The following is a 23,722-nucleotide window of genomic DNA, read 5'->3' as shown; positions in this document are numbered from 1 at the left end:
CCCTCGAACCCCGACCCCCGGCTCAGCCGAGGCCGCCCGCGAGCAGCCGGGCAGCCTCTGAGACGGATCCCGATATCGACGGGTACACCGTGAAGTCGTGCTGGAAGGCGTCCACGGGGATGCGCTCCGCCACTGCGATCGACACCGGATGGATGAGTTCGGAGGCATGAGGCGCCACGACGACGCCTCCGATGATGTTGCCGGTCGCGGGCCTGCAGAACAGCTTCACGAATCCGTCGGTGATGCCCTGCATCTTCGCCCGCGGATTCCTCGGCAGCGGCACGGTCACCGACCGCGCCTCGACCTCTCCGGAGTCCACCGAGCGCTGGCCCACCCCCACCGTGGCGATCTCCGGAGAGGTGAAGACGTTGGAGGCCACCAGACGAAGGTCCAGTGGCTGGACCGCCCTTCCGAGCGCATGCCAGATCGCGATCCTGCCCTGCATGGCCGCGACCGAGGCCAGTGCCAGCACCCCGGTGCAGTCCCCTGCGGCGTAGATCCCGGGGACGCTGGTCCGCGAGACGCCGTCGACCCGGATCCGCCCGCGATCGTCGAGCCCCACGCCGGCCTCCTTCAGGCCGATCCCGGTCGTGTTCGGTTCCGATCCCACTGCCATCAGGCAGTGCGAACCCGCCACGATACGACCGTCCGAGAGCCCCACCTCGACCGCATCTGTACGGCGAGTGACCGATACCGCCCGCGACCGCGACAGGACAGTCATCCCACGCTCCTCGAAGACCCTCTGGAGCACCGCCGCGGCATCGGGATCCTCCCCCGGCAGCACCTGGTCGCGGGAGGACACCAGGGTGACCTTGCAGCCGAGGGAGTCGTAGGCGGAGGCGAACTCCGCCCCGGTCACCCCGGAACCGACGACGATGAGATGCTCGGGGCGCTCAGACAGTCCGTAGAGCTGCTTCCAGTTGAGGATCCGCTCACCGTCGCACGGCGCCCCGGGCAGTTCCCTGGGCGTGGTCCCGGTGGCCACCAGGATCAGATCCGCCTCGAACCGGCGAACCTCGCCCCCGGTCGTCACCTCGACCGCTCCGGACCCGGCGAGCCGAGCCGTTCCGGTGACGACGCTGACCCCCATCTGATCGAGCCGGGCGGCGATGTCATCGCATTGGGCGGCGGCCAACCGGCCGACCCTGGCATTCACGGCCCCCAGGTCCACCTCGACGTCCTCCTCCGGGCGGGCGGAGGAGCCGCGGGTGCGCAGCCCGAGTTCGGGAGCGCGCCGGATCATCTCCATCAGCTCAGCGGTGGCGATGAGTGTCTTCGACGGTACGCAGTCGGTGAGGACTGCTGCGCCACCGACCCGCAGTCTCTCCACCAGAACCACATCGACGCCGTATCCGGCCGCCACCATCGCGGCCTCGTAGCCGCCGGGCCCGCCCCCGATGATCACCATGGAAGTCACGGCGACATTCTGGCATGCCCGGCATCCCTCTCCGGTCGGTCCCAGCCTTCTCCGGTCCCAATGTGGCGCACAGCGGCGCCGACGGCTCGCGATGCGTCCGCCGGACGGGTCCGTGCCACATTGAGTACGCCGTCACGCGAGAGAGTCTCCGGACGCCCACGCTCGAGGGGCCATAGAGTTGCCGCATGAGCTCTGACGAGGACTTCAGCGACCCCTGGGCCGTCGCCGACCGGGCCGCACGTGCGGTCACGGACCGGCTGGGTATCGACGGCGCCGATATCGGCCTGGTGCTGGGATCAGGATGGTCCGCCGGGGCCGACCGTCTCGGCGATCATCTCGGCTCGGTGCCGCTGGCAGACCTGCCCGGATTCAGCGCACCGGTGGTCGCCGGGCACGGCGGAGAGTTGCGGGCCGTGCGCACCAGGACGAGCCGGACGGCCGTCGTCCTCACCGGACGCACCCACCTGTACGAGGGCCGGGGCGTGGATCCAGTGGTGCACGGGGTCCGGACCCTGGCCCGACTGGGCGCCACCACGATGGTGCTCACCAATGGTTGCGGAGGCCTGCACCGCGAATGGGCGCCCGGCACCGTGGTCGCCATCAGGGACCACATCAACCTGTCAGGAGCCACCCCGCTGCGCGGAGCGACGTTCATCGACATGTCCTCGACCTGGGCCCCGCGCCTCATCGGCCTGGCGCATGAGGTGGAGCCGGACCTCCCCACCGGCGTCTACGCCCAGTTCCACGGCCCTCAGTACGAGACTCCGGCAGAGGTCAGGATGGCGGGACTGCTCGGTGCGGATCTGGTCGGGATGTCCACCGTCCTGGAGGCCATCGCCGCACGTCAGGCGGGCATGGAGCTGCTCGGGCTGTCCCTGGTGACGAACCCGGCCGCCGGCATCTCCTCAGAACCGCTGAACCACCAGGAGGTGCTGGCGGCCGGGCAGGCGGCGGCCTCCCGGCTGGCCGACCTGCTCTCCCGGCTGATCGTCTCCCTGTGACGGCTCCCCGCCTCCCCATCTCCGGAAGGAACGCCATGACACTGCTGTCCGCGCAACGACTCGCCGAGGTCGACGACTGGATCGCCCAGGATCCCGACCCGGCCACCCGCGCCGAACTCGCCGGACTGCGCGCACGCGCCGCGACCGACGACCAGGAGGCCGCCGATCGGATCAACGAGGCCTTCGCGGGCCCGTTGTCCTTCGGCACCGCGGGGCTGCGCGCCGCGCTGGGGCCGGGACCGGCACGGATGAATCGGGTCGTCGTGCAGCGCGCCGCCGCCGGGTTCGCCGCCTGGCTCCACGATCACGGCCACGACGACGGGGCCGTCGTCGTCGGCTTCGACGCCAGGCACAACTCAGACGTCTTCGCCCGTGACACCGCCGAGATCATGGCCGGCGCCGGATTCCACGCCCTGCTGGCCGACTCCGCGATCCCCACCCCGGTCACCGCCTTCGGCATCCGGCATTTCGGAGCCATCGCCGCGGTGATGGTCACCGCCTCCCACAATCCGCCGGCCGACAACGGCTACAAGGTGTATCTGGGCGACGGATCCCAGATCATCCCACCCACCGACGCCGAGATCGCCGGCCGGATCAGCAAGGCCGCGTCCCGTCCGGTCTCCGAGATCCCCCGCGGCCAGGACATCGAACTCATCGGCTCCGGACTCATCGACGCCTACGTCGCCCGGGCAGCCTCCCTGATCCCCGATGACGCGCCCGCCGAGCTGAACTGGGTCTACACCGCCATGCACGGAGTGGGCACCAGGATCGTCCGGCGCCTCGTCGACCGCGCCGGGCTGAGCCCCTTCACCGGCGTCCCCGAGCAGCTGGACCCCGATCCGGACTTCCCCACCGTCGGATTCCCCAACCCCGAGGAGCCGGGGGCGCTGGACCTCGCCCTCGACCTGGCCCGGCGCAGCGACGCCGATGTGGTGATCGCCAGCGATCCCGACGCCGACCGGTGCGCCGTCGCCGCCCCCGTCGACGGCGCCTGGCGGATGCTCACCGGCGATGAGCTGGGCACCCTCATCGGCGCCGATTTCCTGGACCGCGGCGTCGACGGCGTCTACGCGAACTCCGTGGTCTCCTCAACGTGCCTGGCGCGGATGGCCGCGAAGGCCGGACGCCCGCACGCTGTCACACTGACCGGATTCAAGTGGATCGGCCGGGTCCCCGGGCTGGTCTACGGCTACGAGGAGGCCATCGGCTACTGCTGCGACCCCGAGAAGGTGCCCGACAAGGACGGCATCACCGCCCTGTCGATCATCTGGTCGCTGGCCGCCCGGCTCCGCGCCGCCGGCTCCTCGATCGGGAGCCGCCTGGACGAGATCTGGCTGGAGCACGGACTGCACCGCACCTCCCAGCTGGCCGTCCGGGTCGCCGACCTTTCGCTCATCACCGCCGCCATGGATCGACTGCGCCAGACCCCGCCCCCTCAGCTGCTGGGACAGCCGGTGAGCGTCCGCGACCTGTCCGATCCGGACAACGGATCCGGTCTGCCGACTCAGAACGCCATCGAGCTGACCGCCGACAACGTCCACGTCGTGGCGCGCCCCTCAGGCACCGAGCCCAAGCTCAAGGTCTACCTGGAGGTCCATCACTCCCCCGAGAAGACCCGTGACGACCTGGCAGCCGCCAAGCGGGGCGCCGACGAGAGTCTGGCGACTCTCCGCTCGGAGATGGCACAGGCGCTGGGAGTACCTTCGGTCTCCGACCGCTGAAGCCTGGACAGTCGAGTCGTGGCCCGGCATTCCGTATTGTGGGGGCATGAGCAGTGCCCCGCTTCCCCACCCTCCGAATCCACTGCGACCAGCGGAATCGCCCACCACTGGAAGGGCGAGGCGTTCCGCCCGCCCGGGCCGGCGACTACTGGCAGCACTGGCCTGCCTGGTCCTGGTGATGCTGTCGGCGGTGACCGTCCAGGGCACCGTCCCCGCCCGGGCCGATGACGACACCCCGTCGAGCTGGAACATCCCCAGCTATGACCTCAAGGCCCAGGTCGACAAGAGCGGCGACGCCCACGTGACCCTCGACATGGCCTTCGACTTCGCCGACGACGAGGGGCACGGCCCTTACATCACCTTCTCCACACGCCAGAAGCTCACCGACGATCCCGACCACTGGCGGATGATCGACTACTCCGACATCAGGGCCTCCAGTCCGTCGGGGGCCGACGCCACGGTCGAGACCAAGAATGAGAGCGGCGCCATGATGATCCGTCTCGGCTCCGAGGGCCGGGAGTTCACCGGGGTTCAGCGCTATCGGATCTCCTTCACCGTGCACGGGCTCATCTCTTTGAAGAATCCGCAGAGCGGCATGGACGAGGTCAACTGGCAGGTCTTCAACGGATTCGACGTGCCGATGGACAGCGCCAAGGTGACCGTCACAGGACCCACCGGCCTCAAGAAGGTGGCCTGCTTCAATGACGGGGACCCGTGCGACGCCACGAGCTCCGGCTCCACCGGGAGCTTCGATGCCGGAATGGTCCCCGCGGACGATCCACTGCAGGTGGTCGCCGGATTCCCGGCCGGCACCTTCGACAGCACCGCCGAGGCCCGTACCACCAAGAGGTTCCATGCCGGCAACACCTTCGGGCTGGGAGTCGGCTCGGGTCTGGGCACGGCGATCGCCGCCCTGGTCGCCGGATGGTTCGCGGTCCGCGGCCAGCGCCGCCGGCGAGACCAGGAGTTCCTCGGGGTGCCACCGGGCGTCATCCCGCCGCAGGGGCAGGGCGATGTCGGCACCCGCAAGTCCTCACCTCAGGTGGCGGTGGCCTTCCAGCCGCCGAAGAATGTCTCCCCGGCCGAGGCCGGCACCCTTGTCGACGGGACGGCCGGCACCGACGATGTCACTGCGGCGATGCTCGACCTGGCGGTCCGCGGTCACATGAAGATCACTCCGAAGGGCACGGACAGGAAGGGCCGGACGAAGGACTGGACCTTCACCCTCAACCCGAACTCTCCTGACGAGCTGCGCCCATGGGAGAAGACATTCGTCCAGAAGTTCTTCCACGGCAGCGCCACCGTCGACACCGCGAATATGCGGACCCAGAACGACGACACCACGCTGCCGGAGACCAAGAGCGCCCTCGATCAGGTGATGGTCACCTATGGCTGGTACCGCAAATCCCCGTCGACCGCCCGGGCGCTCGCCTTCCTGGCGGGCCTGGGAGTCCTGTTCCTGGGCGTCCTCATCGCCGTCGTCGGGCTCTTCTTCGGCTATGGACTGGTCGGCGTCCCGGTGGCGATCATCGGCCTGGTGATGGCGATCATCGGCATCGCCAGGACGCCGGGCCGCACCGCCACGGGCACCGCGATCCTCGACCAGATCAACGGCTTCAAGCTCTATCTGACCACCGCCGAGGCCGATCAGATCCGCTTCGAGGAGGGCATCGACGTGTTCTCCCGCTACCTGCCCTGGGCCACCATGTTCGGGGTCGCCGACAGGTGGGTGAAGATCTTCGCCGACCTGCAGGCCAGCGGCCGCTACACCGGCTACTACGGCTGGTACGGCGGAGACATCAACGCCTTCAACATGGGCTTCGCGGCCGGTTTCGCCTCCTCGATGAGCGACATGACGTCGGCGATGAGTTCCTCGATGGAGTCGGCCGCGACGTCGTCCACCAGCTCCTCGGGATCCGGGTTCTCCGGCGGGGGCGGCTTCGGCGGAGGGGGCGGCGGCGGCTGGTGACCTCCGGCCACGGGAGGCACGGATACAATCTCCTCCCGTGGCATGCACCGTTGTCCTGCTCGCAGGTCCCTCCGGCTCCGGCAAGTCCCGTCTCACCCGCCAGCTCGGCGTCCCCCAGCTGCGGCTCGACGACTTCTACCGCGACGGTGACGATCCCGGGCTGCCGGTGATCCGCTCGATGGTCGACTGGGACGACATCGCCTCCTGGAGTCTGGACGCCGCGGTCACCGCGCTGTGCTCCCTGGTGGAGCACGGCAGCGCCCGGACCCCTCGGTACAACCTGTCGACCTCACGGGCCGAGGGCACCAGGCCGGTGATCACGGACGGGTCACCGGTCATCCTGGCCGAGGGGATCTTCGCCCCAGACCTGTTGGAGCCCTGCCGGCGCGCCGGCCTGAGGGTGCTGCCGATCTGGCTGGACCGCAGCCGTGACGTCAACTTCGTCAGGCGCCTGCGGCGCGACCTCCATCAGCACCGCAAGGCCCCGGCCGTCCTGGTGCGTCGCGGCCTGGCCCTGCGCCGTTCCGAGACCGCGATCCGCAACCGTGCCGTGGCGCTCGGATTCCAACCCTGCGGGATGAGGCGGGCCAGGGCCGACATCGGCGAGCTGCTGGAGCAGGTCGGCTCCCGCTCCTGATCCGCGAACCGCCGGAAGGTCAGTCGTGGGCGATCGGCGCCCACTCTGGGCCGGTCTCGGCCAGCTTCGCGTCGAGCTTGCGGAAGATCGGGGACGGCTTGGACAACGGGGTGCCCACGGCGATCGGCTCGCAGGCCCAGTGCGCCTTCTCGGCGGTGTAGTCGCCCTGCAGCACCGGATAGCTGCGGCCGTTCTCGCTCACCTCCACCATCTCGGGCTGGGCCGCCCACACGCCCTGGCCCCCCATCGCCTCGTACACCTTCTGCGCCGCATGCGGCATGAACGGTGTGAGCAGGGTGTTGCAGTCGCTGACCACCTGAAGGGCGACGTGCAGCACGGTGTCGCGGCGGGCCGGGTCGTTCTTGAGCTTCCACGGCTCCTGGGCGCTGATGTAGGCGTTGGCCAGCCCGACGATCCGCATCGCCTCGGTGATGGCGGCCTTGAACCGGGCCCGTTCGAGGTACTCCCCGACGGTGTCGAAGGCGGACCGGGAGGCGTCCAGCAGCTCACGGTCGGCGTCGGTGAGCTGGCCGGCCGTCGGAATCTGACCGCAGTTCTTGTGGGCCATCGAGACTGACCGGTTGACCAGATTTCCCCACTCGTTGGCCAGTTCGAAGTTCACCCTGCGAACGAACTCGTCCCAGGTGAAGTCGGTGTCCTGGTTCTCCGGGCCGGCCACCGCAATGAAGTAGCGCAGCGCATCGGGGCCGAAATCGCGCAGGAAATCCCCGACGAAGATCGTCGCACCGCGGGAGTTCGAGACCTTGGAGCCGCTCATGGTGAGGAACTCGCTGGAGACCACCTCGGTGGGCAGGTCCAGGGTGCCCAGCTGCTGCGAGGGCCGACCGTCCTTGGCCCCCTGGCCGTTGACGCCGAGCAGGATCCCGGGCCAGATCACCGAGTGGAAGACGATGTTGTCCTTGCCCATGAAGTAGTACGACTTCTCGTCCCCGCCGGTCCAGAAGGCCTTCCAGGCGTCCGGATCTCCGGAGCGCCGGGCCCACTCGATGGAGGCTGAGAGATATCCGATGACGGCGTCGAACCACACGTAGATGCTCTTCATGTGGTCGGACTCCCAGCCCTCCACGGGCACCGGGATGCCCCAGTCCAGGTCGCGGGTGATGGCCCGGGGGCGCAGCTCCTCCAGCAGGTTGTGGGAGAACTTCAGCACATTGGGCCGCCAGTCGCTGCGGGTGTCGATCCACTCGGTGAGGGCGTGAGCCAGCTCGGGCAGGTCGAGGAAGAAGTGCTCGGTCTCGCGGAAGTCCGGGGCGGCCCCGGTGGTCTTGGAGCGCGGGTTGATGAGATCGGCCGGGTCGAGCTGGCGGCCGCAGTTGTCGCACTGATCGCCCCGGGCGTCGTCGTAGCCGCAGTGCGGGCAGGTGCCCTCGATGTAGCGGTCGGGCAGGGTGCGCCCGGTCGACGGCTCGAAGGCCCCCATCTCGGCCTTCTTCACCAGGTACCCGTTGCGGTACAGGGTGCGAAACATCTCCTGGACCACCTGGGCGTGGTTGTCGGTCATCGTGTGGGTGTACAGGTCGTAGGACAGGCCCAGTCCCTGGAGGTCGGAGGCGATGATCCGGTGGTACTTCTCGGCACACTCCTGGGCGCTCAGGCCCTCCTGGTCGGCCTTCACCGAGATGGCGGTGCCGTGGCAGTCCGAGCCGGAGACCATCAGGACGTCGTGGCCCGACATTCGCATGAACCGGGCGAAGACGTCGGAGGGGACACCGAATCCGGACACATGACCGATGTGTCGGGGCCCGTTGGCGTAGGGCCACGCGACGGCGGCGAGAATGTTGGCACACATGACTCCCACCATATCGGTGAGACGCCGCGGTCACTCCTCCGGAGCGGCGCCGGCATCATGTGGCTATAATTGAGCCATGAATGTGGCCACCGTCGGCATCCGCGAGCTTCGGGACGGTATCAGCCGCCACCTCGCCGCAGTACGCGAAGGCGGAGAGATCGTCGTGACCGATCATGGCAGGCCCGTGGCACGGATCGTGCCGATCGATCACGAATCGGGGCTGGACCGCCTGATCCGCGAAGGAATCGCAACCGTGCCGAATCACCCCCGGAAACGTGCCTATCCCGAGCCGACCACGGCGAGCGGCCCGGTCAGCGACTTGATCGCCGAGCAACGTCGATAGCCCCATGACCGTCGGCTACTTCGACACCTCGGCCCTCGTCCCCCTCATGGTCGCCGAGACGGCCACCGATCGCTGCGCACGCGCATGGGACGCCGTCGATCTCGTCGTCACGACCTCGCTCGCCTGTGTCGAGACCCGTGCGGCGCTCGCAATGGCGATGCGGATGGGGCGCCTCACCTGCGAGGAGCACGCGACCGCCCTTCGTGCATTCGCTGCACGCTGGCAGGACGCGGTCATCGTGCATCCTGCCGACGAGCTGTTGCACCACGCCGGCAGGCTCGCCCTGGATCATGCTCTTCGTGGTTACGACGCGGTGCATTGCGCGACAGCGGTCGCCGTGGCCTCCGCCGATTTCGTCGCCGTCAGCGGAGACCGCGATCTGCTGCGCGCCTGGGGCGACCTCGGCATCCACACCATCGACACGACCATGTGAGAGTCTCACTGATCGCCGTTCCGAGAAGTCATGCCAGCCACATGCGCCTCAACACGGGGCTACCGGACCAGCGTGCCCTGGTGGAATCTCATTCGCCAGCCGTGGACGCCGCCGCGAGACCAGATCGACGCCCTCAGCACCACCCTGGAGCCGGCTCGCTCCCGCCAGCGGAACAGCACCGAGTCCTCGGACAGCCTCATCATCCCCAGCACCTCGAATTTCGGACGCACCTCCAGGGGGGCCAGCTCCGCCAGCATCCGGCCGCGCGTCCACAACCGGCCGCTGGATCCGTGCTCGACGAAGTCGGGAGCCAGCAGTTCGCCCATCCTCGCCGGATCCGAGCGCACCTCGTCGCTCAGGGCGAGCTTCTCCAGCCGGGTCAGTTCGACGACGAGTTCCTGATCGGGGGTCAGCGGCGTCTCGGGGAGGTCGAAGAGCCCGGCCTGGGCGTCTCCCCCGTCCTCGACGTCGTCCCCGCCCAAGCGGCGGGTCGCGGAGCTCGCCGGGCCGGCCGGCGGCCCCTCAGGGGCCTGACGTCCGCCTCTTCCGTCCCCGTCGTATCCGGGGCCCTCGTCGACCGGGGTGCCGTCGCGGTAGGCGGTGGCCGCGGCCCTGGCGCGCGCGTCGGCGGCCTCGTTGAGCCGATGCCCGGCATGCCCCTTCACCCATTCGAAGGTCACCTCGCGTCCGGACAGCTCGGCGTCCAGCTGCTCCAGCAGATCCCGGTTGAGCACCGGCTTGCCGTCGCGCTTCTTCCAGCCACGTCTCTTCCAGCCCGGGATCCACTTCGTGCAGCAGTTGATGGCGTACTGGGAGTCGCACAGCACGGTGAGCTCCTCCCCGGCCCCGGAGGTGGCGCGCAGCAGATCGAGGACGGCCATCAGCTCGCCCATGTTGTTGGTGCCGCGCGGCCAGCCGCCGGCCGCCCACCGCCGGTCGTCGACGTACCAGGCCCAGCCCGCGGGGCCCGGATTGTCCAGGGAGGATCCATCTGCGGCGGCGGTGATCATCGGCACTCCCTGTTCTCGGACGGCATTGCGTTCCCCGGCTCGACGGCCTTGGGGTCAGTCCCGGGACAACCCCAGGCTGTCGGCGTCGAAGGCCTGGGGAAGCACCCGGGCCATCGACTGCACCCCGGCCGGCGTGGCGACCGCCAGTTCGGGGCCACCATGTTCCCACAGCAGCTGGCGGCACCGGCCGCACGGCATGATGATGCCGCCCTGCCCGTCCACGCAGCAGAAGGCGACCAGGCGTCCCCCGCCCCCGGCGACCAGCTCGCTGATCAGGCCGCACTCGGCGCACAGGGTCACCCCGTAGCCGGCGTTCTCCACATTGCATCCGGACACGATCCGGCCGTCGTCGACCAGTCCGGCCGCACCGACCGGATAGTGCGAGTACGGGGCATAGGCCAGCCGCGTCATCCGCAGTGCCGCATCGCGCAGCCCCTGCCAGTCGATCCCGGATTCCATCTCACTCCTTGACGACCTCAATCTTTGACAAAGGGATCTCCGTCGGCGGCCGGGGCCCGCACCTTCCCGACCAGCCCGGCCACCGCGACGATCGTGGCGACGTAGGGCAGCAGCAGGAGGAACTGGCTGGGCATCGGGGTGCCGAGCGGACCGAGCTCGGTGGACAACTGCGTCACGAAGCTGAAGAACAGTGCCATCACCGCGGCCAGGCCGGGCTTCCACCGCCCCATGATGAGGGCCGCCAGGGCGATGAAGCCGTTGCCGACCGTGATGTCCTTGGAGAAGGAGCCCACCGTGCCGATGGTGAAGTAGGCGCCTCCCAGGCCGGCGAGCACACCGCCGGCCAGCACCGCCGACCAGCGGATACCGACCACCGAGATGCCCACCGTGTCGGCGGCCTCGGGGTGTTCTCCGACCGAGCGGATCCGCAGCCCCCAACTGGTGTGCCACAGCACCAGGTGGACCAGCGGAATGCAGCAGATCGCGATATACACCAGGATCGTCTGGTCGAACAGCACGGGGCCGAGGAAGGGGATCCTCGACAGGCCCGGGATCGCGATCGGCGACATGATGGGCGCCGTGTTGAAGTGCTCGGTGTCCTGTCCCATCAACTGGTTGTAGAGGAACCCCGTCAATCCTGTGGCGAAGAGGTTCACCACCACGCCCATGACCACCTCGTCGACCAGGTACTTGATGGTGAACAGGGCCAGCAGGGCTGCCATCAGGACCCCGGCGATGATTCCGGCGACCATCGCCGCCGTGATCGACTGGGTCATCGATCCCACCAGTGCGGCCGCGAAGGCCCCGGTGAGCATCTGACCCTCGATGGCCACGTTGACCACTCCGGAGCGCTCGCACATCACGCCGCACAGGGCGCCGAGAATGAGAGGCGTGGCCAGTGAGATGGTTCCCTGGAACTGGCTGGAGACCTGGAAGGGGAGATCGCGCCCGGCCGCGGCCCAGGTGAGGAAGCCGATGATGATGGTGGCCCCCGCGACCGCCCCGGCACTCGCCGAGACCGGCCGGCGGGAGCGGCCCAGGAAGAAGGCCACGGCGGCTCCTGCGCACAGCAGGCCGCAGACCAGGACGATCGGCGTCCCCGGGATCGTGAGTGTCCCGAGGGCCTGACCGGACAGGCTGTCCCCGAAACCGAAGTGCGCCTTGCCGGAGGTCATCGACACCAGCCAGAGCAGAATCGCGGCCATCAGCCCGATGAGCACCGACGTCGAGAGCCGATGGGTGCGCGCCTCCCGGGACTCCAGGTAGGTCAGTGCCACCTCCTCGGCGGGGGGACGGCGGACGTCGGGCGGCAGTTCGATGCCGGTCTCGGCGGGATCGGTCTCGGTCGGTCTGAGCAGACGGACGTCGCGCGGCGTCATGCCAGCGCTCCCTTCCTGGAGTCGCGCTCCGACGGGCCGGCGGGGGCCCTGCGCCGCCGCTCCCGTGCCGTCCTGAGGAAGGGCAGCACGGTCTTGACCAGCATCGGGGCGGCCACGAACATCACGATGACGGCCTGGATGACGCTCACCAGATCCAGCGAGGTCTGCGCCAGGGCCTGCATCCTCAGGCCGCCCTGGCTCATGGCGCCCCAGAACAGGCCCGCCAGCACGATCCCGAAGGGCCGTGAACGACCGAGCAGGGCCACCGTGATGGCGTCGAATCCGATCGATCCCACCAGCCCGATCGACAGCTGGGTGGGGGTGGCCCCCGAGATCGGGCCAAGGGCCACCTCGACGCCGGCGAATCCGGCCAGGGCTCCCGAGATGGTCATCGTGACCGCAGTGACGGTGGCCACATTCATGCCGGCCGTCGCCGAGGCCCGCGGGTTGGCGCCCACCGCCTTGATCTGGAATCCCAACCGGGTGCGGTCCAGCAGCCACCAGGTCGCGACCGCCAGCAGCAGGGCGATGAAGAATCCCAGGTGGAGCTGGGAGCCGGCCAGCCGCGGGAAGGTGGCGTTCCAGTCGACCACCGGGGCGATCGGATCGGTCCGCCCGGGCATCTGGAAGGCCTTGGTGGTGAGCAGCCAGGCCAGCAGTCCCGAGGCCACATAGTTGAGCATGATCGTGACGATCACCTCGTTGGCCCCCGCACGGGCCTTGAGGACGCCGGCGATGCCGCCCCAGACCGCTCCGCCGAGCAGACCGGCGAGCATCGCCAGCACCAGATGGGGCACCAGCGGCAGGGAGTGGAAGCTGAAGCCGGCCCATGCCGCCAGCGTCGCCCCGGCGATGGCCTGGCCCTGGCCGCCGATGTTGAACAGGCCGGCCTTGAAGCCCAGGCCGATGGCCAGGCCGCCGCAGATCAGCGGGGCCGCCTGCGCCGTGGTGGCGGTGATCGCCGACCAGGAGCCGAAGGCTCCCTGGAACAGCGCCACATAGGCGGCTGAGACCTCCGACCACGAATCGGTGAGGGCGTCGGGGCGGGAGAAGAGATAGCTCCACTCCTTGGAGATATCCGGGTCCGCGGCGACCATCACGACTGCGGAGACGATGAAGGCCAGCACGAAGGCGGCCACCGTCACCCACACGTCGTTCCACGGGAAGCCGCGCCGGGCCTTCCGCTCCTGGACGGCGGCCGCCTCGTGGCTGGTCACCGGCTCATCGGTGGAGATCTTCTCGATCACAGACTCGTCGAGCGGGGCCGGGGAGTCCGCCGACCCCGGGTCGAGAGGGCCCGGCTCGTCACTGCTGCTCATCGTCAGCCGCCTTCTTCTCCTCGTCGGGCCGCAGGCTCGTCACGGCCTCCTCATGGCTGAATCCGGCCATCATGAGGCCGAGCACCTCGCGCGGCGTCCCGGCGTCCACGACGCCGACGATCCGGCCCCGGTACATCACGGCGATGCGGTCGGCCAGGGCCTCGATCTCGTCGAGCTCGGTGGAGACGATGAGCACCGCGGTGCCCTTGTCCCGTTCGGCGACCAACCGGCCGTGCAGGAACTCCACCGCGCCGACGTCGACCCCCCTGGTGGGCTGGGAGGCCACCAGCACCGACAAAGGCCGCGACAGCTCCCGTGCCAGCACCACCTTCTGCTGGTTGCCCCCCGACAGCGATGACACCGGCAGGTCCACCGAGGGGGTCCGGATGTCGAACTCCTCGACCCGGTCGACGGCGTTGCGGCGGATCCTCGCCAGGTTGAGGTTGCCGCCACGGGTGTACTCGCCCAGATGGTTGATGACCAGGTTCTCGGCGACGGTGAACTCGCCGACGAATCCGTCGCGCTGCCGGTCCTCGGGCACGAAACCCAGACCGGCCGCGATGGTGTCGCCGGGATCCATGTGCGCGGTCTGGGCGCCGTCGATGCGGATCGTCCCGGAGGTGGGTCTCGACGTCCCGATCAGCGCCTCGGCGAGCTCGGTCTGGCCGTTGCCCTGGACCCCGGCGATGCACAGGATCTCGCCCCCGCGGGCCTCCAGGCTGACGTCGTCGACCACCACCGCACCGGTGGTGTCGGCTACCGTCAGGTGCTCGATCTCCAGGCGTGGATCACCGATCTCGGGGGGCTCCTTGGAGACCCTCAGGCTCACCGCACGGCCCACCATGAGTTCGGCGAGCCGACCCTCCGAGTCCTGCGGGGAGGCGGTGCCGACCACCTTGCCGCGGCGGATCACGGTGATGTCGTCGGCGATGGCCTGGACCTCCCGCAGCTTGTGGGTGATGAAGACGATGGCGCGGCCCTCGTCGCGCAGCGCCCGCATCACCGTCATGAGCTCGTCGATCTCCTGGGGGGTGAGCACGGCGGTGGGCTCGTCGAAGATCAGGTACTTGGCGTCGTTGGCCAGCGACTTGAGAATCTCGACCCGCTGCTGGACGCCGACCGGCAGGTTCTCCACGACGGCGTCGGGGGTGACGTCGAGGTGGTAGCGGTCCGACAGCTCGCGGACCCGGCGGCGCGCCTGCCGCATGTTGAGCACTCCGGCGCGGGAGGGCTCGCGGCCCAGGATGATGTTCTCGGCGACCGTGAACACGTCGACCAGCATGAAGTGCTGGTGGACCATGCCGATCCCGGCGGCCATCGCCTGCTTGGGGTTGCCGAAGTGCTGCGCGCGGCCGTCGATGTGGACGCTCCCCTCATCGGCCTCCAGGAGGCCGTAGAGGATATTCATCAGGGTGGACTTGCCGGCCCCGTTCTCCCCCAGCAGACAGTGGATCCGACCCGGCACGATGTCCAGGTCGATGTGATCGTTGGCGGTCAGGGTGCCGAACTGCTTGGTGATGCCACGCAGGCTCAGTCCCTCCGCCACGGGATCAGCGACCTTCGTCTCCTGAGTGATGGCGCTTGTCACGAGCATTCCTTCCACGTCGCCGGGTGACGTACAGACGCGGCGGGAGCCACGGGGCCGTACAGACGCGGCGGGAGCCGCGGGGCCTGCGCCCCGGGCCCCCGCCACCGGCTCACTTGGGCTGAGCCGTCGAGGTGATCTTGATCTTGCCGGAGGCGATATCGGTCTTGATCGAGTTCAGCTCCGACTTCAGGTCGGAGGGGACCTTCGAGTCGAAGGTGTGGAACGGGGACAGGCCGGTACCGCCGTCCTTGAGCGATCCCACATAGGGATCGCCGCTGAAGTTGCCGTCCTTGGCGGCCTTGATGGCGTCGTACACGGCGACGTCCATGCCCTTGTACACCGAGGTGATGATGCTCGAGCAGTAGGTCGGCTGGGTGTTGCAGCCGTCGGCGTCGACCCAGATGGCATTGGCCTTGCCGCCCGAGGACTTCACCACCTGCAGGGCGCCGTTACCGGCGTTGCCCGCCACCGGGAGGATGATGTCGGCCCCCTGGTTGACCAGCGTCTGGGCCGTGGTCTTGCCGCCCGCGACGTTCTGGAACGGGTTGGGCTGGGGGACGAACTGGCCGTCCTGCTTCTTCGCGTTCCAGCCGAGCACCTGGACCGACTTCTTCTTCTGGGTGTTGTAGTAGTCCACGCCCTGTGCGAACCCGTCCATGAAGATCGTCACGGTCGGAATCTTCTGGCCGCCGAAAGTGCCCACCTTGCCGGACTTCGTCAGGGCCGCGGCGAGGTAGCCGGCCTGGAAGGAGGACTCGGCGGTGTTGAAGATCAGCGGCTTGAGGTTCTTCGGGGCGTCGGCCGGCTGGGAGTCGACGATGGCGAAATCGATGTCCGGGTTAGCCTTGGCGGCGGCCACGGTGGCCTTCTCGAGGAGGAAGCCCACCGAGACGATCATCGTGCACTTGGCGTCGATCATGGACTGAATGTTGACGGCGTAGTCCTTGTCATCCTTGGACTCGACCTTCGCGGTGTTGACCTTGAGATCGGAGGCCGCCTTGGTGAGGCCGGCCAGGGAGGTCTGGTTGAAGGACTTGTCGGTGAACCCGGCCGAGTCCGAGACCATGCAGGCCTTGAAACTGCCGGTGCCCCCCGCCCTGGTCGAGGTGCTGGACGCCGACGCGCTGGAGCCGCCCGACTCGTCGGGGGCCTGGGCGCAGGCCGTCAGGGACAGGGCCATGGCTGAGATGACAGCCGCGGCAGCGGTGAGTGACTTCTTCACGGAATGCCTCCTGAAGCAGGACATCTGCTGGTCTGAATGCCCGTCGGAGGGACGATCCTCACGCCGGGCGGTCCACACTGTAGGCCCCTCGTGATCGCACCGCTGCCCGGATCGGCCCATCGCGGCCAGACGTGACCAGATCGTCACATATCGGCGGTGCGAGGACCGATCAGCAGACCTGCCGGACCAGCGCCTCGGCGGCGTCGAGGATGGCGATGGTCTCCTTCTCCCAGTGCGGCTCCTGGCCGCGATAGGGGCCGGTCGCCAAGGAGATGATGACAGCTGCCGCGCGCAGCCTCAGCTCGGTGGGATCGACCCGCTCGTCGAAGACCGGCACCCAGGTGCGGATGAGATGGTGCACCCGGGCGGCCTGCTGGGCATCCATCCGCTGCACGGTCGACAGGTGGGCGACCATGCAGGCCAGATCGTCGGCGCGGCGTCCCGGTCCGATCGTGTCCACGTCCAGGACCCCGCAGACCCGGCCGTCGGCCACATGCACCTGTCCCTCGTGGAAGTCTCCATGGGTGGCCTCATGGCCGGGCGGTACCGCCGCCAGCCCCTGAAGAATCATGGAGGACATCCACGACAGCCTCCCGGACTGCGAGGGCAGCGCGGTCGCGACCATCTGCGCGTAGTGGTCCACCGCCTCGGTCCAGGGAGGCCGTCTCTCCAGGGCGGCGACCGCGGTCGGCATGGTGTCCAGCACATCGATGAGATCATCGGCGGTGCAGGGCTCAACGGGATCGAAGATCGCCTTGGCCAGGGGGCGGCCCGGCAGCTCGGCCAGGATGAGCAGGTTGTCGTCCGTGATGCCGGCCACCTCGGGGGCCGGGACGCCGCCGCGAAGCAGGATCCGATGACGGGTGAGGATCTCGTCGAAAAGCCTGTCGCGCAGCACCTTGACGTAGAAGGTGCGCCGTGGATCGGTGACGTCGACACGCAGTACGGCCCGGCGACGCGGTCGGTATCCGATCATGTGAAGGCTCACCTGAGCAGGACTGACAGGGCGGCCCACCAGGCCGAGCCGGGTGATGAGCTCGGCCATCCGCTCGGGGTAGGCGGCCGTGGCCAGACCCGGCAGGTCAGGGTCATCGGGGTAGAGCCAGACAGCCACCTCCCGGTCCCCGTCGGCGAAGATCTCGGCCCTCGCGTCGCTGGTGAGCGGCCCGGCACTGCGGGCGCTCACCCCCAACAGCTCGGGGCGCGACCCGTAGGACCACCGCACCATGGCCTGGTAGGTGGCCGTGGTCGAGCGGCCGGGATTGGCGTCGACGTGATCCAGCCGCCAACTCTCCAGGGCCCCTCCGGCGTGTTCGACGGCAGCGCGCAGGAGGTTCTCCACGGCGGGGCCGGTGAGCAGCTGCGAGCCGTCCGGATCGGGGCCGTGCGCCTCCACCGATGTCACGGCCTTCGCTCCGGCCCGTCAGCACCCGAGAGGCCGGCCGGCACAGGGCCGATCCGGCGCAGTTCCAGCCAGGAGGCGCGCCGCCCGTCGAGCTCGGTGACTGTCATCTCCACATTCGGCTCCGCTTCCTCGTCGATCTGATCGGACGCCGTGTCACCGGCGTGCAGGTGCATGCTGATCTTCGCACCTTTGACCGGCACCTGACCGTATTGGAACATGAAGTATCCGGCCACTGTGTCGTAGGGCCCCTCGGGCAGCACCAGCCCGACCCTGTCCTGGAACTCCTCCAGGGTGAGCAGCCCGTCGATGTCGCGCTGCCTGGCGTGCATCGCGTCAGTGGGGGCTACGGTGTCGTACTCGTCTGTGATGTCGCCGACGATCTCCTCCACGAGATCCTCCATGGTGACGATGCCCGCGGTGCCGCCGTACTCGTCGAGGACCATGGCCAGGTGGGCCTGCCTGCGGCGGAGCTCCGCAAGTGCCTTGAGCAGTTTCACCGAGTCGGGCAGGGAGGCGACCGGACGAACGAGCTGGTGCAGCTTGGCATGGCGCTCGGCCGGATCGAGCACCAGCATGTCGCGCACGTGGACGAATCCGGCGATCTGGTCGACGGAGCCGTCGGTGACCGGGTACCGCGAGTGGGATCCGTCGCGCACCACCTCGAAGGCCCGTGCGGCCGTCATGGAGCCGTCCAGGAAATCGACCTCGGTACGCGGCACCATCACCTCGCGCAACGACTTCTCTCCCGCGTCGAAGACGTCGTCGAGGATCCGGCGCTCCTCCTTCCCGAGGCTCGCCGAGGACACCACCATCGATCTCAGTTCCTCCTCGGTGACCTCCTGGCGGGCCGCTCGGGGATCGCCGCCCAGCACCTCGACCACGAAATCGGTGGAGATGCCGAGGAACCAGATGAGTGGCCTGAAGGCGACCGATATCGCACCGGTGATGGGGCCGAGCACCAGAGCGAACCCCTCGGCGCGCTGCATCGCCAGTCGTTTGGCGGCGAGCTCCCCCAGCACGATGGAGAAATAGGAGATCACCGCGGTGATGAGAACCAGGGACAGCGGGCCGGCCACCGCTCCGGGCACACCCCGGCCGATGAGAACCGGGCTCAGATCAGTGGCCAGCGTCGCGCCGCCGAAGGCCGAGGCCAGGAAACCCGAGACGGTGACGCCGATCTGGACCGATGACAGGAACCTGTTCGGGTCCTCGACCAGTTTCTGGATCGCCCGGCCCCGGGAGCCTCGGGTGACCACGAGCTGCTGGATCTGGCTCCCACGCAGGGTGACCAGGGCCATCTCCGCGGCTGAGAACACCCCGCCCACCAGGATGAAGAGCAGGACCAGGGCGGCGTTCGACAACACCTCAGTCATCTGCCTGCCACCTCATCCCACCGCGGCCGGGACTGTCGCCCTCCGTATCGGAATGCGGCTCAATTCGGACTGTTCCCACGACCCAAGCGTAGAGACAGCGGGGCGAGCGACCAAGACGGCGTCCGCAGCCCGTCTGCCTCCCGCCCGACCGCCTCCTTTCCCGCCCGACCACTGTTCCCCCGATCCCAATGTGGCGGCCACCGGCGGAACCGGCCCTGACGCGGCGCCGGGCCCCGTCCTGCGCCACATTGGGGATAGGACGGCTCCGGACCAGGGCGCCGAGTTGTCCACAAGAAGCCGCCTCGGCGGAAGTTGTCCACAGATCTGCTCCGGGACGACAGATCGGGCATCGGACCGCCGATAACTGAGGTATGAGAGATGTCGATCAGATACCGGCCGCCGATCGCCCCGGCGGGGTCATCACCACCGCGGCGCTGCGCCGCAACGGATTCGGCCGGCTGGCCATCCGCCGCGGCCTTGCCGAGGGGCGCCTGACCCGGATCAGGCGCGGCTGGTACCACCTGGCCCGGCCGCAGGAGGCCGTGGTGAGTGCCGTACGCCGCGGTGGCGTCCTGTCGTGCTGCTCGGCGCTGGCCTTCCACGGCGTCTGGGTGCTCACCGATCACGGCCACATCAGGACTTCCCGGCACGCCAACGAGAGGCTGCACCGTCGCACCTGCTGCCACCACCGGCGACGCCGCGCCCCTGCAAAGGCTGTCGATGATGTGGACGTCGCACTTGAGGTGGCGATGGACTGCCTGCCCGACGAGGAACTGCTCATCGTCATGGAATCGGTGGTCGACAAGGGTCTGCTCAGTCTCGACGAGGTCGGCGCCATGGCGATCCTGCACGGCCGGCGCGTTCGACGACTGGCTGCGCGGATGGCCCCGGCGCAGTCCGGCACCGAGACCCTCATGCGGCTCGCGGTCGCCGCTCTGCGCTCACACGTCCGGTGCCAGGTGGGGATACCGGGGATCGGTCGGGTCGATCTGCTGGTCGAGGGGTGGCTGATCCTCGAGTGCGACTCCAGGCGCTGGCACCTCGATGTGCAGGCCTGGACGAATGACCGCCGCCGCGATCGCAAGGCCGCCGTGGAGGGGTTCCGGGTGGTCCGCCTCACCTACGACGATGTCGTGCTCCATATGCGCGAGACCATCCAGGACATCATCGCCGCCCTGAGACATCCCCCGGGACGGGCCACCCGGCGTCACCTCGCCGAACTGGTGGGCGCCGGCTGATGCCGGCGCCCGGTCACCCGACCGGCGAGTCCCCGCTGGCGGTCCGTGACAGGACCCGGTCGATGACGGCGTTGAAGGTCTCACTCGGCCTCATCGCGGCGGCGGCCAGCCCATCGTCGACGTGGTAGTAACCACCGAGATCCACACCACGACCCTGCACGCCGATGAGCTCGGAGACGACGGCGTCCTCATTGTCCCGCAGCGCTTCGGCGGTGCGCGCGAACCGGCCCGCCAGCTGCGCGTCATCGGTCTGGGTGGCCAGCGCCTGCGCCCAGTACAGGGCCAGGTAGAACTGGGATCCGCGGTTGTCGAGCTTGCCGACGGCCCGGGCCGGGGACCGGTCGTTCTCCAGGTACGCTCCGATGGCGGTGTCCAGTGTGCTGGCCAGCACCCCGGCCTTGGCGGCCCCGGCGTCCTCGCCGGCGTGCTCCGCGATGTGCTCGAGGCAGGCCTGGATGGCGCAGAACTCGCCGAGCGAGTCCCAGCGCAGGTAGTCCTGTTCGACGAACTGGGCGACGTGTTTAGGTGCAGAGCCTCCGGCGCCGGTCTCGAAGAGCCCGCCTCCGGCCAGCAGTGGCACGATCGACAACATCTTGGCGCTGGTGCCGATCTCCAGGATCGGGAAGAGGTCGGTGAGGTAGTCGCGCAGCACGTTGCCGGTGACCGAGATGGTGTCCTCTCCCCTGCGGACGCGCCCCAGGGTGAATGCCATCGCCTCGGCGGGGGCGAGAATGCGGATGTCCAGGCCGGTGGTGTCGTGCTCGGGCAGGTAGGCCTTCACCTTGGCGATCACCTGACGATCATGCGCCCGCTCGGCGTCGAGCCAGAAGACGGCAGGCACCCCGGTGATCCTGGCCCGCTCCACAGCGAGCCGCACCCAGTCGCGGATGGCGACGTCGCGAACCCGGCTCATCCGCCAGATGTCACCGGCGGCGACCTGCTGGCTGGACCGGACAAGACCGCCGCTGCGCACCTCGACACGACCTGTCGAGTCGATGATGAAGGTGGTCGGATGGGAGCCGTACTCCTCGGCCTTCTGGGCCATCAGGCCCACATTGGGCACATCCCCCATGGTCGCCGGGTCGAGCGCTCCGTTGGCCCGGCAGTCATCCATGATGGCCGCGTAGGTCGTCGCGTAACTGCGGTCCGGGATGACGGCCAGAGTCTCCTGCAGCTGACCGTCGGTGTTCCACATCCGGCCCGAATCGCGGATCACATTGGGCATCGACGCGTCGATGATGACGTTGTTCCCGGCGTGCAGATTGGTGATGCCCTTGTCGGAGTCCACCATCGCCAGAGCCGGCCCGGCCGCGAAACTGGCGTCGATGGCGGCCCTGATGGCGGCAGCCCGGTCCTGCGGCAGCGAGCCCAGTCGCGAATAGAGGTCGCCCAGGCCCAGGTCGGGGTTGACGCCGGCCGCCTCCAGATCGTCGCCGAACTCGGCGAAGACGTCTGTCAGGAAGGTCTTGACGGCCCAGCCGAACAGAACCGGGTCGGAGACCTTCATCATCGTCGCCTTGAGGTGGAGCGACCACAGAAGTCCCTCCTTCCTCGCCGTGCCCAGAGAGTCGGCGTAGAAGTCGCCGAGGGCGGCGACCGACATGAAGGTGCTGTCCACGATCTCCCCGTCGAGCACGTCCAGGCCGCTCGCCAGCACCGTCTCGGTGCCGTCCTCGGCGACGTGGACGATGTCGAGGCTCTCGCCGCCCGAGACGTAGGACTCCTCGTGGCCGAAGAAGTCACCGGACTCCATGTGGGCGACCCGGGCCCTCACCTGCGGGCTCCAGGCACCCAGGCGGTGGGGGTGGGCCTTGGCGTAGGCCTTGACCGCGGCAGGTGCCCGGCGGTCGGAGTTGCCCTGGCGCAGCACCGGGTTGACCGCCGATCCGAGCACCGCGGAGTATCGGTCGGCGATCCGGCGGTCCTCCTCGGTGGCGATCCGGGAGGGGTACTCAGGGACGTCGAAGCCCTGGTCGCGCAGCTCGGCGACGGCGGCCCTGAGTTGGGGTACCGATGCGGAGATGTTGGGAAGTTTGATGATGCAGGCGTGCGGATCGGAGGTGAGACGCCCCAGCGCGGCGAGGTTGTCGTCCATCCGCTGGCCGTCGGTCAGCCGCTCGGGGAACTGCGCGAGAATCCGCGCCGCCAACGAGATATCGGAAGTGCTGATCTCGACACCGGTACCGGTGAGGAATCCCCGGATGATGGGGAGCAGCGAGTACGACGCCAGCGCGGGCGCCTCGTCGACCTTCGTCCAGACGATGGTGGGCATGACCAGTGCACTCCTTGTCCTCAGGGGTCTCCGACGCCCGGAGACGCACCGGAAGCCTACCCGAGCAGACGCCTCCTCCTCGCGGACATGTGTCACGGGACGGACGTCACCGCCCCACAGCAGTGGCGACGGGCGCTACTGTGAGGCCCGTGTCGAACCCCGTGATCCCTCCCCCTCGCACCAGCGACGACGAGCTGGTCGTCACCTGGCAGTGTCCTGACCGGCCGGGCATCGTCCATGCGGTCACCGGCGCATGCGTGAGCGCGGGAGGCAATCTCACCGAGCTCCAGCAGTTCTCCAGCACCGACACCGGTCGCTTCTTCATGCGTCTTCAGGTACGGGACATGACCTCGTCCGAGGACCTCACCGCGGCTCTGCGCGGGATCGCTCCCGCCTTCGGCGCCACGGTCCACGTCGACCGTCTGGGCCGTCCCGTCAGGACGATGATCCTGGCCTCCAAGGCTCCGCACTGCCTGTCCCACCTCCTGTTCAACAGGTCCTCCGGCCGGCTTCCGATCGACGTCGTCTCGGTGATGTCCAATCACCCGGATCTGGCGGATCTGGCAGCCTTCCACGGCGTGGACTTCGAGCACCGGAAGGTCGACCGGACCAACAAGGAGGAGTTCGAGTCGGCGATCCTCGGGAAGGTCGCCGAGCAACAGGTCGAGCTGGTCGTCCTGGCCAGGTACATGCAGATCCTCTCCCCCCGCATGTGCGAGGAACTGGCCGGGCGCTGCATCAACATCCATCACTCCTTCCTGCCCGGTTTCAAGGGCGCGAACCCGTATCGGCAGGCCCACGAGCGCGGGGTCAAGCTCATCGGGGCCACGGCCCACTTCGTCACCAGCGACCTGGACGAGGGGCCGATCATCGAGCAGAACGTCCAGCGCGTCGATCACTCCCAGACGGTGGCCCAGCTGACCGGGATCGGCCAGGACACCGAGTCGACGACGCTTGCCGAGGCGGTCCGGCTGTTCTGCGAGCACCGGACATTCGTCGACGGCATGCGCACGGTGATCTTCCGCTGACCGGCACCCCCGGCCGAGCCCGGGCGGTGCAGGTACCGGGGCGCCCGCACCGGCGCCGAGGGCCACTACTAGAGTGTCGTCCACAACGTGTCATCGAG

The 23,722-nt window shown here is 68.8% G+C and carries 19 protein-coding genes; 8 read left to right on the top strand and 11 right to left on the bottom strand.

The genetic code is table 11. The annotated features are described in order from the left end of the window. Positions 1–22: 22 nt before the first annotated feature. Positions 23–1,417: an NAD(P)H-quinone dehydrogenase gene (locus JS278_RS05365; RefSeq protein ID WP_114044293.1), complete on the bottom strand. Its 1,395-nt coding sequence runs from the start codon at positions 1,415–1,417 to the stop codon at positions 23–25. A gap of 185 nt (positions 1,418–1,602) precedes the next feature. Between JS278_RS05365 and JS278_RS05360 the strand changes: the two genes are divergently transcribed. Genes JS278_RS05360 through JS278_RS05345 form a run of 4 tightly spaced genes read left to right on the top strand, consistent with a single transcriptional unit; the run spans position 1,603 to position 6,745 of the window. Beyond that, positions 1,603–2,418 (top strand): purine-nucleoside phosphorylase, encoded by an 816-nt coding sequence (locus JS278_RS05360; protein ID WP_114044292.1) that lies wholly within the window; start codon positions 1,603–1,605, stop codon positions 2,416–2,418. A gap of 35 nt (positions 2,419–2,453) precedes the next feature. Next, positions 2,454–4,139, top strand: a complete 1,686-nt coding sequence (locus JS278_RS05355) for a phospho-sugar mutase (RefSeq protein WP_114044291.1) — start codon at positions 2,454–2,456, stop codon at positions 4,137–4,139. A 46-nt stretch (positions 4,140–4,185) separates the two neighbouring features. After that, entirely contained in the window at positions 4,186–6,108 is a 1,923-nt protein-coding gene (locus tag JS278_RS05350; protein WP_114044290.1) for a DUF2207 domain-containing protein, read from the top strand. Positions 6,109–6,145: 37 nt separating this feature from the next. After that, a complete protein-coding gene (locus JS278_RS05345) occupies positions 6,146–6,745 on the top strand; it encodes a uridine kinase family protein (RefSeq protein WP_114044289.1) in 600 nt (199 codons plus the stop codon). A 19-nt stretch (positions 6,746–6,764) separates the two neighbouring features. Here JS278_RS05345 and metG read toward each other — a convergent pair whose 3' ends face one another. Continuing rightward, positions 6,765–8,555 (bottom strand): methionine--tRNA ligase, encoded by a 1,791-nt coding sequence (gene metG / locus JS278_RS05340; RefSeq protein WP_114046130.1) that lies wholly within the window; start codon positions 8,553–8,555, stop codon positions 6,765–6,767. A gap of 76 nt (positions 8,556–8,631) precedes the next feature. On the opposite strand from metG, the gene JS278_RS05335 reads away from it, so the two are divergent. Together JS278_RS05335 and JS278_RS05330 are read left to right on the top strand one after the other, a co-directional pair. Further along, positions 8,632–8,898 (top strand): type II toxin-antitoxin system Phd/YefM family antitoxin, encoded by a 267-nt coding sequence (locus JS278_RS05335; protein ID WP_114044288.1) that lies wholly within the window; start codon positions 8,632–8,634, stop codon positions 8,896–8,898. A gap of 4 nt (positions 8,899–8,902) precedes the next feature. Further along, positions 8,903–9,331, top strand: a complete 429-nt coding sequence (locus tag JS278_RS05330) for a type II toxin-antitoxin system VapC family toxin (protein WP_114044287.1) — start codon at positions 8,903–8,905, stop codon at positions 9,329–9,331. A 59-nt stretch (positions 9,332–9,390) separates the two neighbouring features. On the opposite strand, the gene JS278_RS05325 is transcribed toward JS278_RS05330, so the two are convergent. The 8 genes from JS278_RS05325 to JS278_RS05285 form a co-directional block, all read right to left on the bottom strand. Then, positions 9,391–10,341 (bottom strand): RNase H family protein, encoded by a 951-nt coding sequence (locus JS278_RS05325; RefSeq protein WP_114044286.1) that lies wholly within the window; start codon positions 10,339–10,341, stop codon positions 9,391–9,393. A 54-nt stretch (positions 10,342–10,395) separates the two neighbouring features. Next, complete coding sequence (locus JS278_RS05320; protein ID WP_114044285.1) at positions 10,396–10,800, bottom strand: cytidine deaminase; 405 nt, start codon at positions 10,798–10,800, stop codon at positions 10,396–10,398. A 17-nt stretch (positions 10,801–10,817) separates the two neighbouring features. Then, a complete protein-coding gene (locus JS278_RS05315) occupies positions 10,818–12,179 on the bottom strand; it encodes an ABC transporter permease (protein ID WP_114044284.1) in 1,362 nt (453 codons plus the stop codon). Continuing rightward, on the bottom strand, positions 12,176–13,414 hold the full coding sequence (locus JS278_RS05310; protein WP_114046129.1) for an ABC transporter permease: 1,239 nt from the start codon (positions 13,412–13,414) through the stop codon (positions 12,176–12,178). The genes JS278_RS05315 and JS278_RS05310 overlap by 4 nt, the downstream gene beginning before the upstream one ends. A gap of 70 nt (positions 13,415–13,484) precedes the next feature. Further along, the gene (locus tag JS278_RS05305; protein ID WP_245935205.1) at positions 13,485–15,086 is read right to left on the bottom strand and encodes an ABC transporter ATP-binding protein; all 1,602 of its coding nucleotides are present in this window, start codon (positions 15,084–15,086) and stop codon (positions 13,485–13,487) included. A 109-nt stretch (positions 15,087–15,195) separates the two neighbouring features. Continuing rightward, positions 15,196–16,332, bottom strand: a complete 1,137-nt coding sequence (locus tag JS278_RS05300; RefSeq protein ID WP_181833880.1) for a BMP family lipoprotein — start codon at positions 16,330–16,332, stop codon at positions 15,196–15,198. 145 nt (positions 16,333–16,477) lie between these two features. Beyond that, positions 16,478–17,713, bottom strand: a complete 1,236-nt coding sequence (locus JS278_RS05290; protein WP_114044281.1) for a phosphotransferase — start codon at positions 17,711–17,713, stop codon at positions 16,478–16,480. After that, entirely contained in the window at positions 17,710–19,086 is a 1,377-nt protein-coding gene (locus JS278_RS05285; RefSeq protein WP_114044280.1) for a hemolysin family protein, read from the bottom strand. Before JS278_RS05285 ends, JS278_RS05290 begins: the two co-directional genes overlap by 4 nt. Positions 19,087–19,457: 371 nt before the next feature. Between JS278_RS05285 and JS278_RS05280 the strand changes: the two genes are divergently transcribed. Next, positions 19,458–20,324 (top strand): type IV toxin-antitoxin system AbiEi family antitoxin domain-containing protein, encoded by an 867-nt coding sequence (locus JS278_RS05280; protein ID WP_114044279.1) that lies wholly within the window; start codon positions 19,458–19,460, stop codon positions 20,322–20,324. 13 nt (positions 20,325–20,337) lie between these two features. On the opposite strand, the gene JS278_RS05275 is transcribed toward JS278_RS05280, so the two are convergent. After that, positions 20,338–22,596: an NADP-dependent isocitrate dehydrogenase gene (locus JS278_RS05275; RefSeq protein WP_114044278.1), complete on the bottom strand. Its 2,259-nt coding sequence runs from the start codon at positions 22,594–22,596 to the stop codon at positions 20,338–20,340. A 149-nt stretch (positions 22,597–22,745) separates the two neighbouring features. Between JS278_RS05275 and purU the strand changes: the two genes are divergently transcribed. Beyond that, positions 22,746–23,624: a formyltetrahydrofolate deformylase gene (gene purU, locus JS278_RS05270; protein ID WP_245935204.1), complete on the top strand. Its 879-nt coding sequence runs from the start codon at positions 22,746–22,748 to the stop codon at positions 23,622–23,624. Positions 23,625–23,722: the final 98 nt, after the last annotated feature.

Origin of the sequence: Acidipropionibacterium virtanenii, from assembly GCF_003325455.1 — a bacterium.
GTDB lineage: Bacteria > Actinomycetota > Actinomycetes > Propionibacteriales > Propionibacteriaceae > Acidipropionibacterium > Acidipropionibacterium virtanenii.
The sequence above is the reverse complement of the archived record's forward strand: the minus strand, read 5'-3'. Positions and strand labels throughout refer to the sequence as shown.

Coding starts and splice junctions, on each gene's coding strand:
- JS278_RS05335 (WP_114044288.1), top strand. CDS start 8,632: ATGAATGTGGCCACCGTCGGCATCCGCGAGCTTCGGGACGGTATCAGC.
- JS278_RS05275 (WP_114044278.1), bottom strand. CDS start 22,596: ATGCCCACCATCGTCTGGACGAAGGTCGACGAGGCGCCCGCGCTGGCG.
- JS278_RS05320 (WP_114044285.1), bottom strand. CDS start 10,800: ATGGAATCCGGGATCGACTGGCAGGGGCTGCGCGATGCGGCACTGCGG.
- JS278_RS05355 (WP_114044291.1), top strand. CDS start 2,454: ATGACACTGCTGTCCGCGCAACGACTCGCCGAGGTCGACGACTGGATC.
- metG (WP_114046130.1), bottom strand. CDS start 8,555: ATGTGTGCCAACATTCTCGCCGCCGTCGCGTGGCCCTACGCCAACGGG.
- JS278_RS05315 (WP_114044284.1), bottom strand. CDS start 12,179: ATGACGCCGCGCGACGTCCGTCTGCTCAGACCGACCGAGACCGATCCC.
- JS278_RS05280 (WP_114044279.1), top strand. CDS start 19,458: ATGAGAGATGTCGATCAGATACCGGCCGCCGATCGCCCCGGCGGGGTC.
- JS278_RS05360 (WP_114044292.1), top strand. CDS start 1,603: ATGAGCTCTGACGAGGACTTCAGCGACCCCTGGGCCGTCGCCGACCGG.
- JS278_RS05330 (WP_114044287.1), top strand. CDS start 8,903: ATGACCGTCGGCTACTTCGACACCTCGGCCCTCGTCCCCCTCATGGTC.
- JS278_RS05300 (WP_181833880.1), bottom strand. CDS start 16,332: ATGTCCTGCTTCAGGAGGCATTCCGTGAAGAAGTCACTCACCGCTGCC.
- JS278_RS05325 (WP_114044286.1), bottom strand. CDS start 10,341: ATGATCACCGCCGCCGCAGATGGATCCTCCCTGGACAATCCGGGCCCC.
- JS278_RS05350 (WP_114044290.1), top strand. CDS start 4,186: ATGAGCAGTGCCCCGCTTCCCCACCCTCCGAATCCACTGCGACCAGCG.
- JS278_RS05285 (WP_114044280.1), bottom strand. CDS start 19,086: ATGACTGAGGTGTTGTCGAACGCCGCCCTGGTCCTGCTCTTCATCCTG.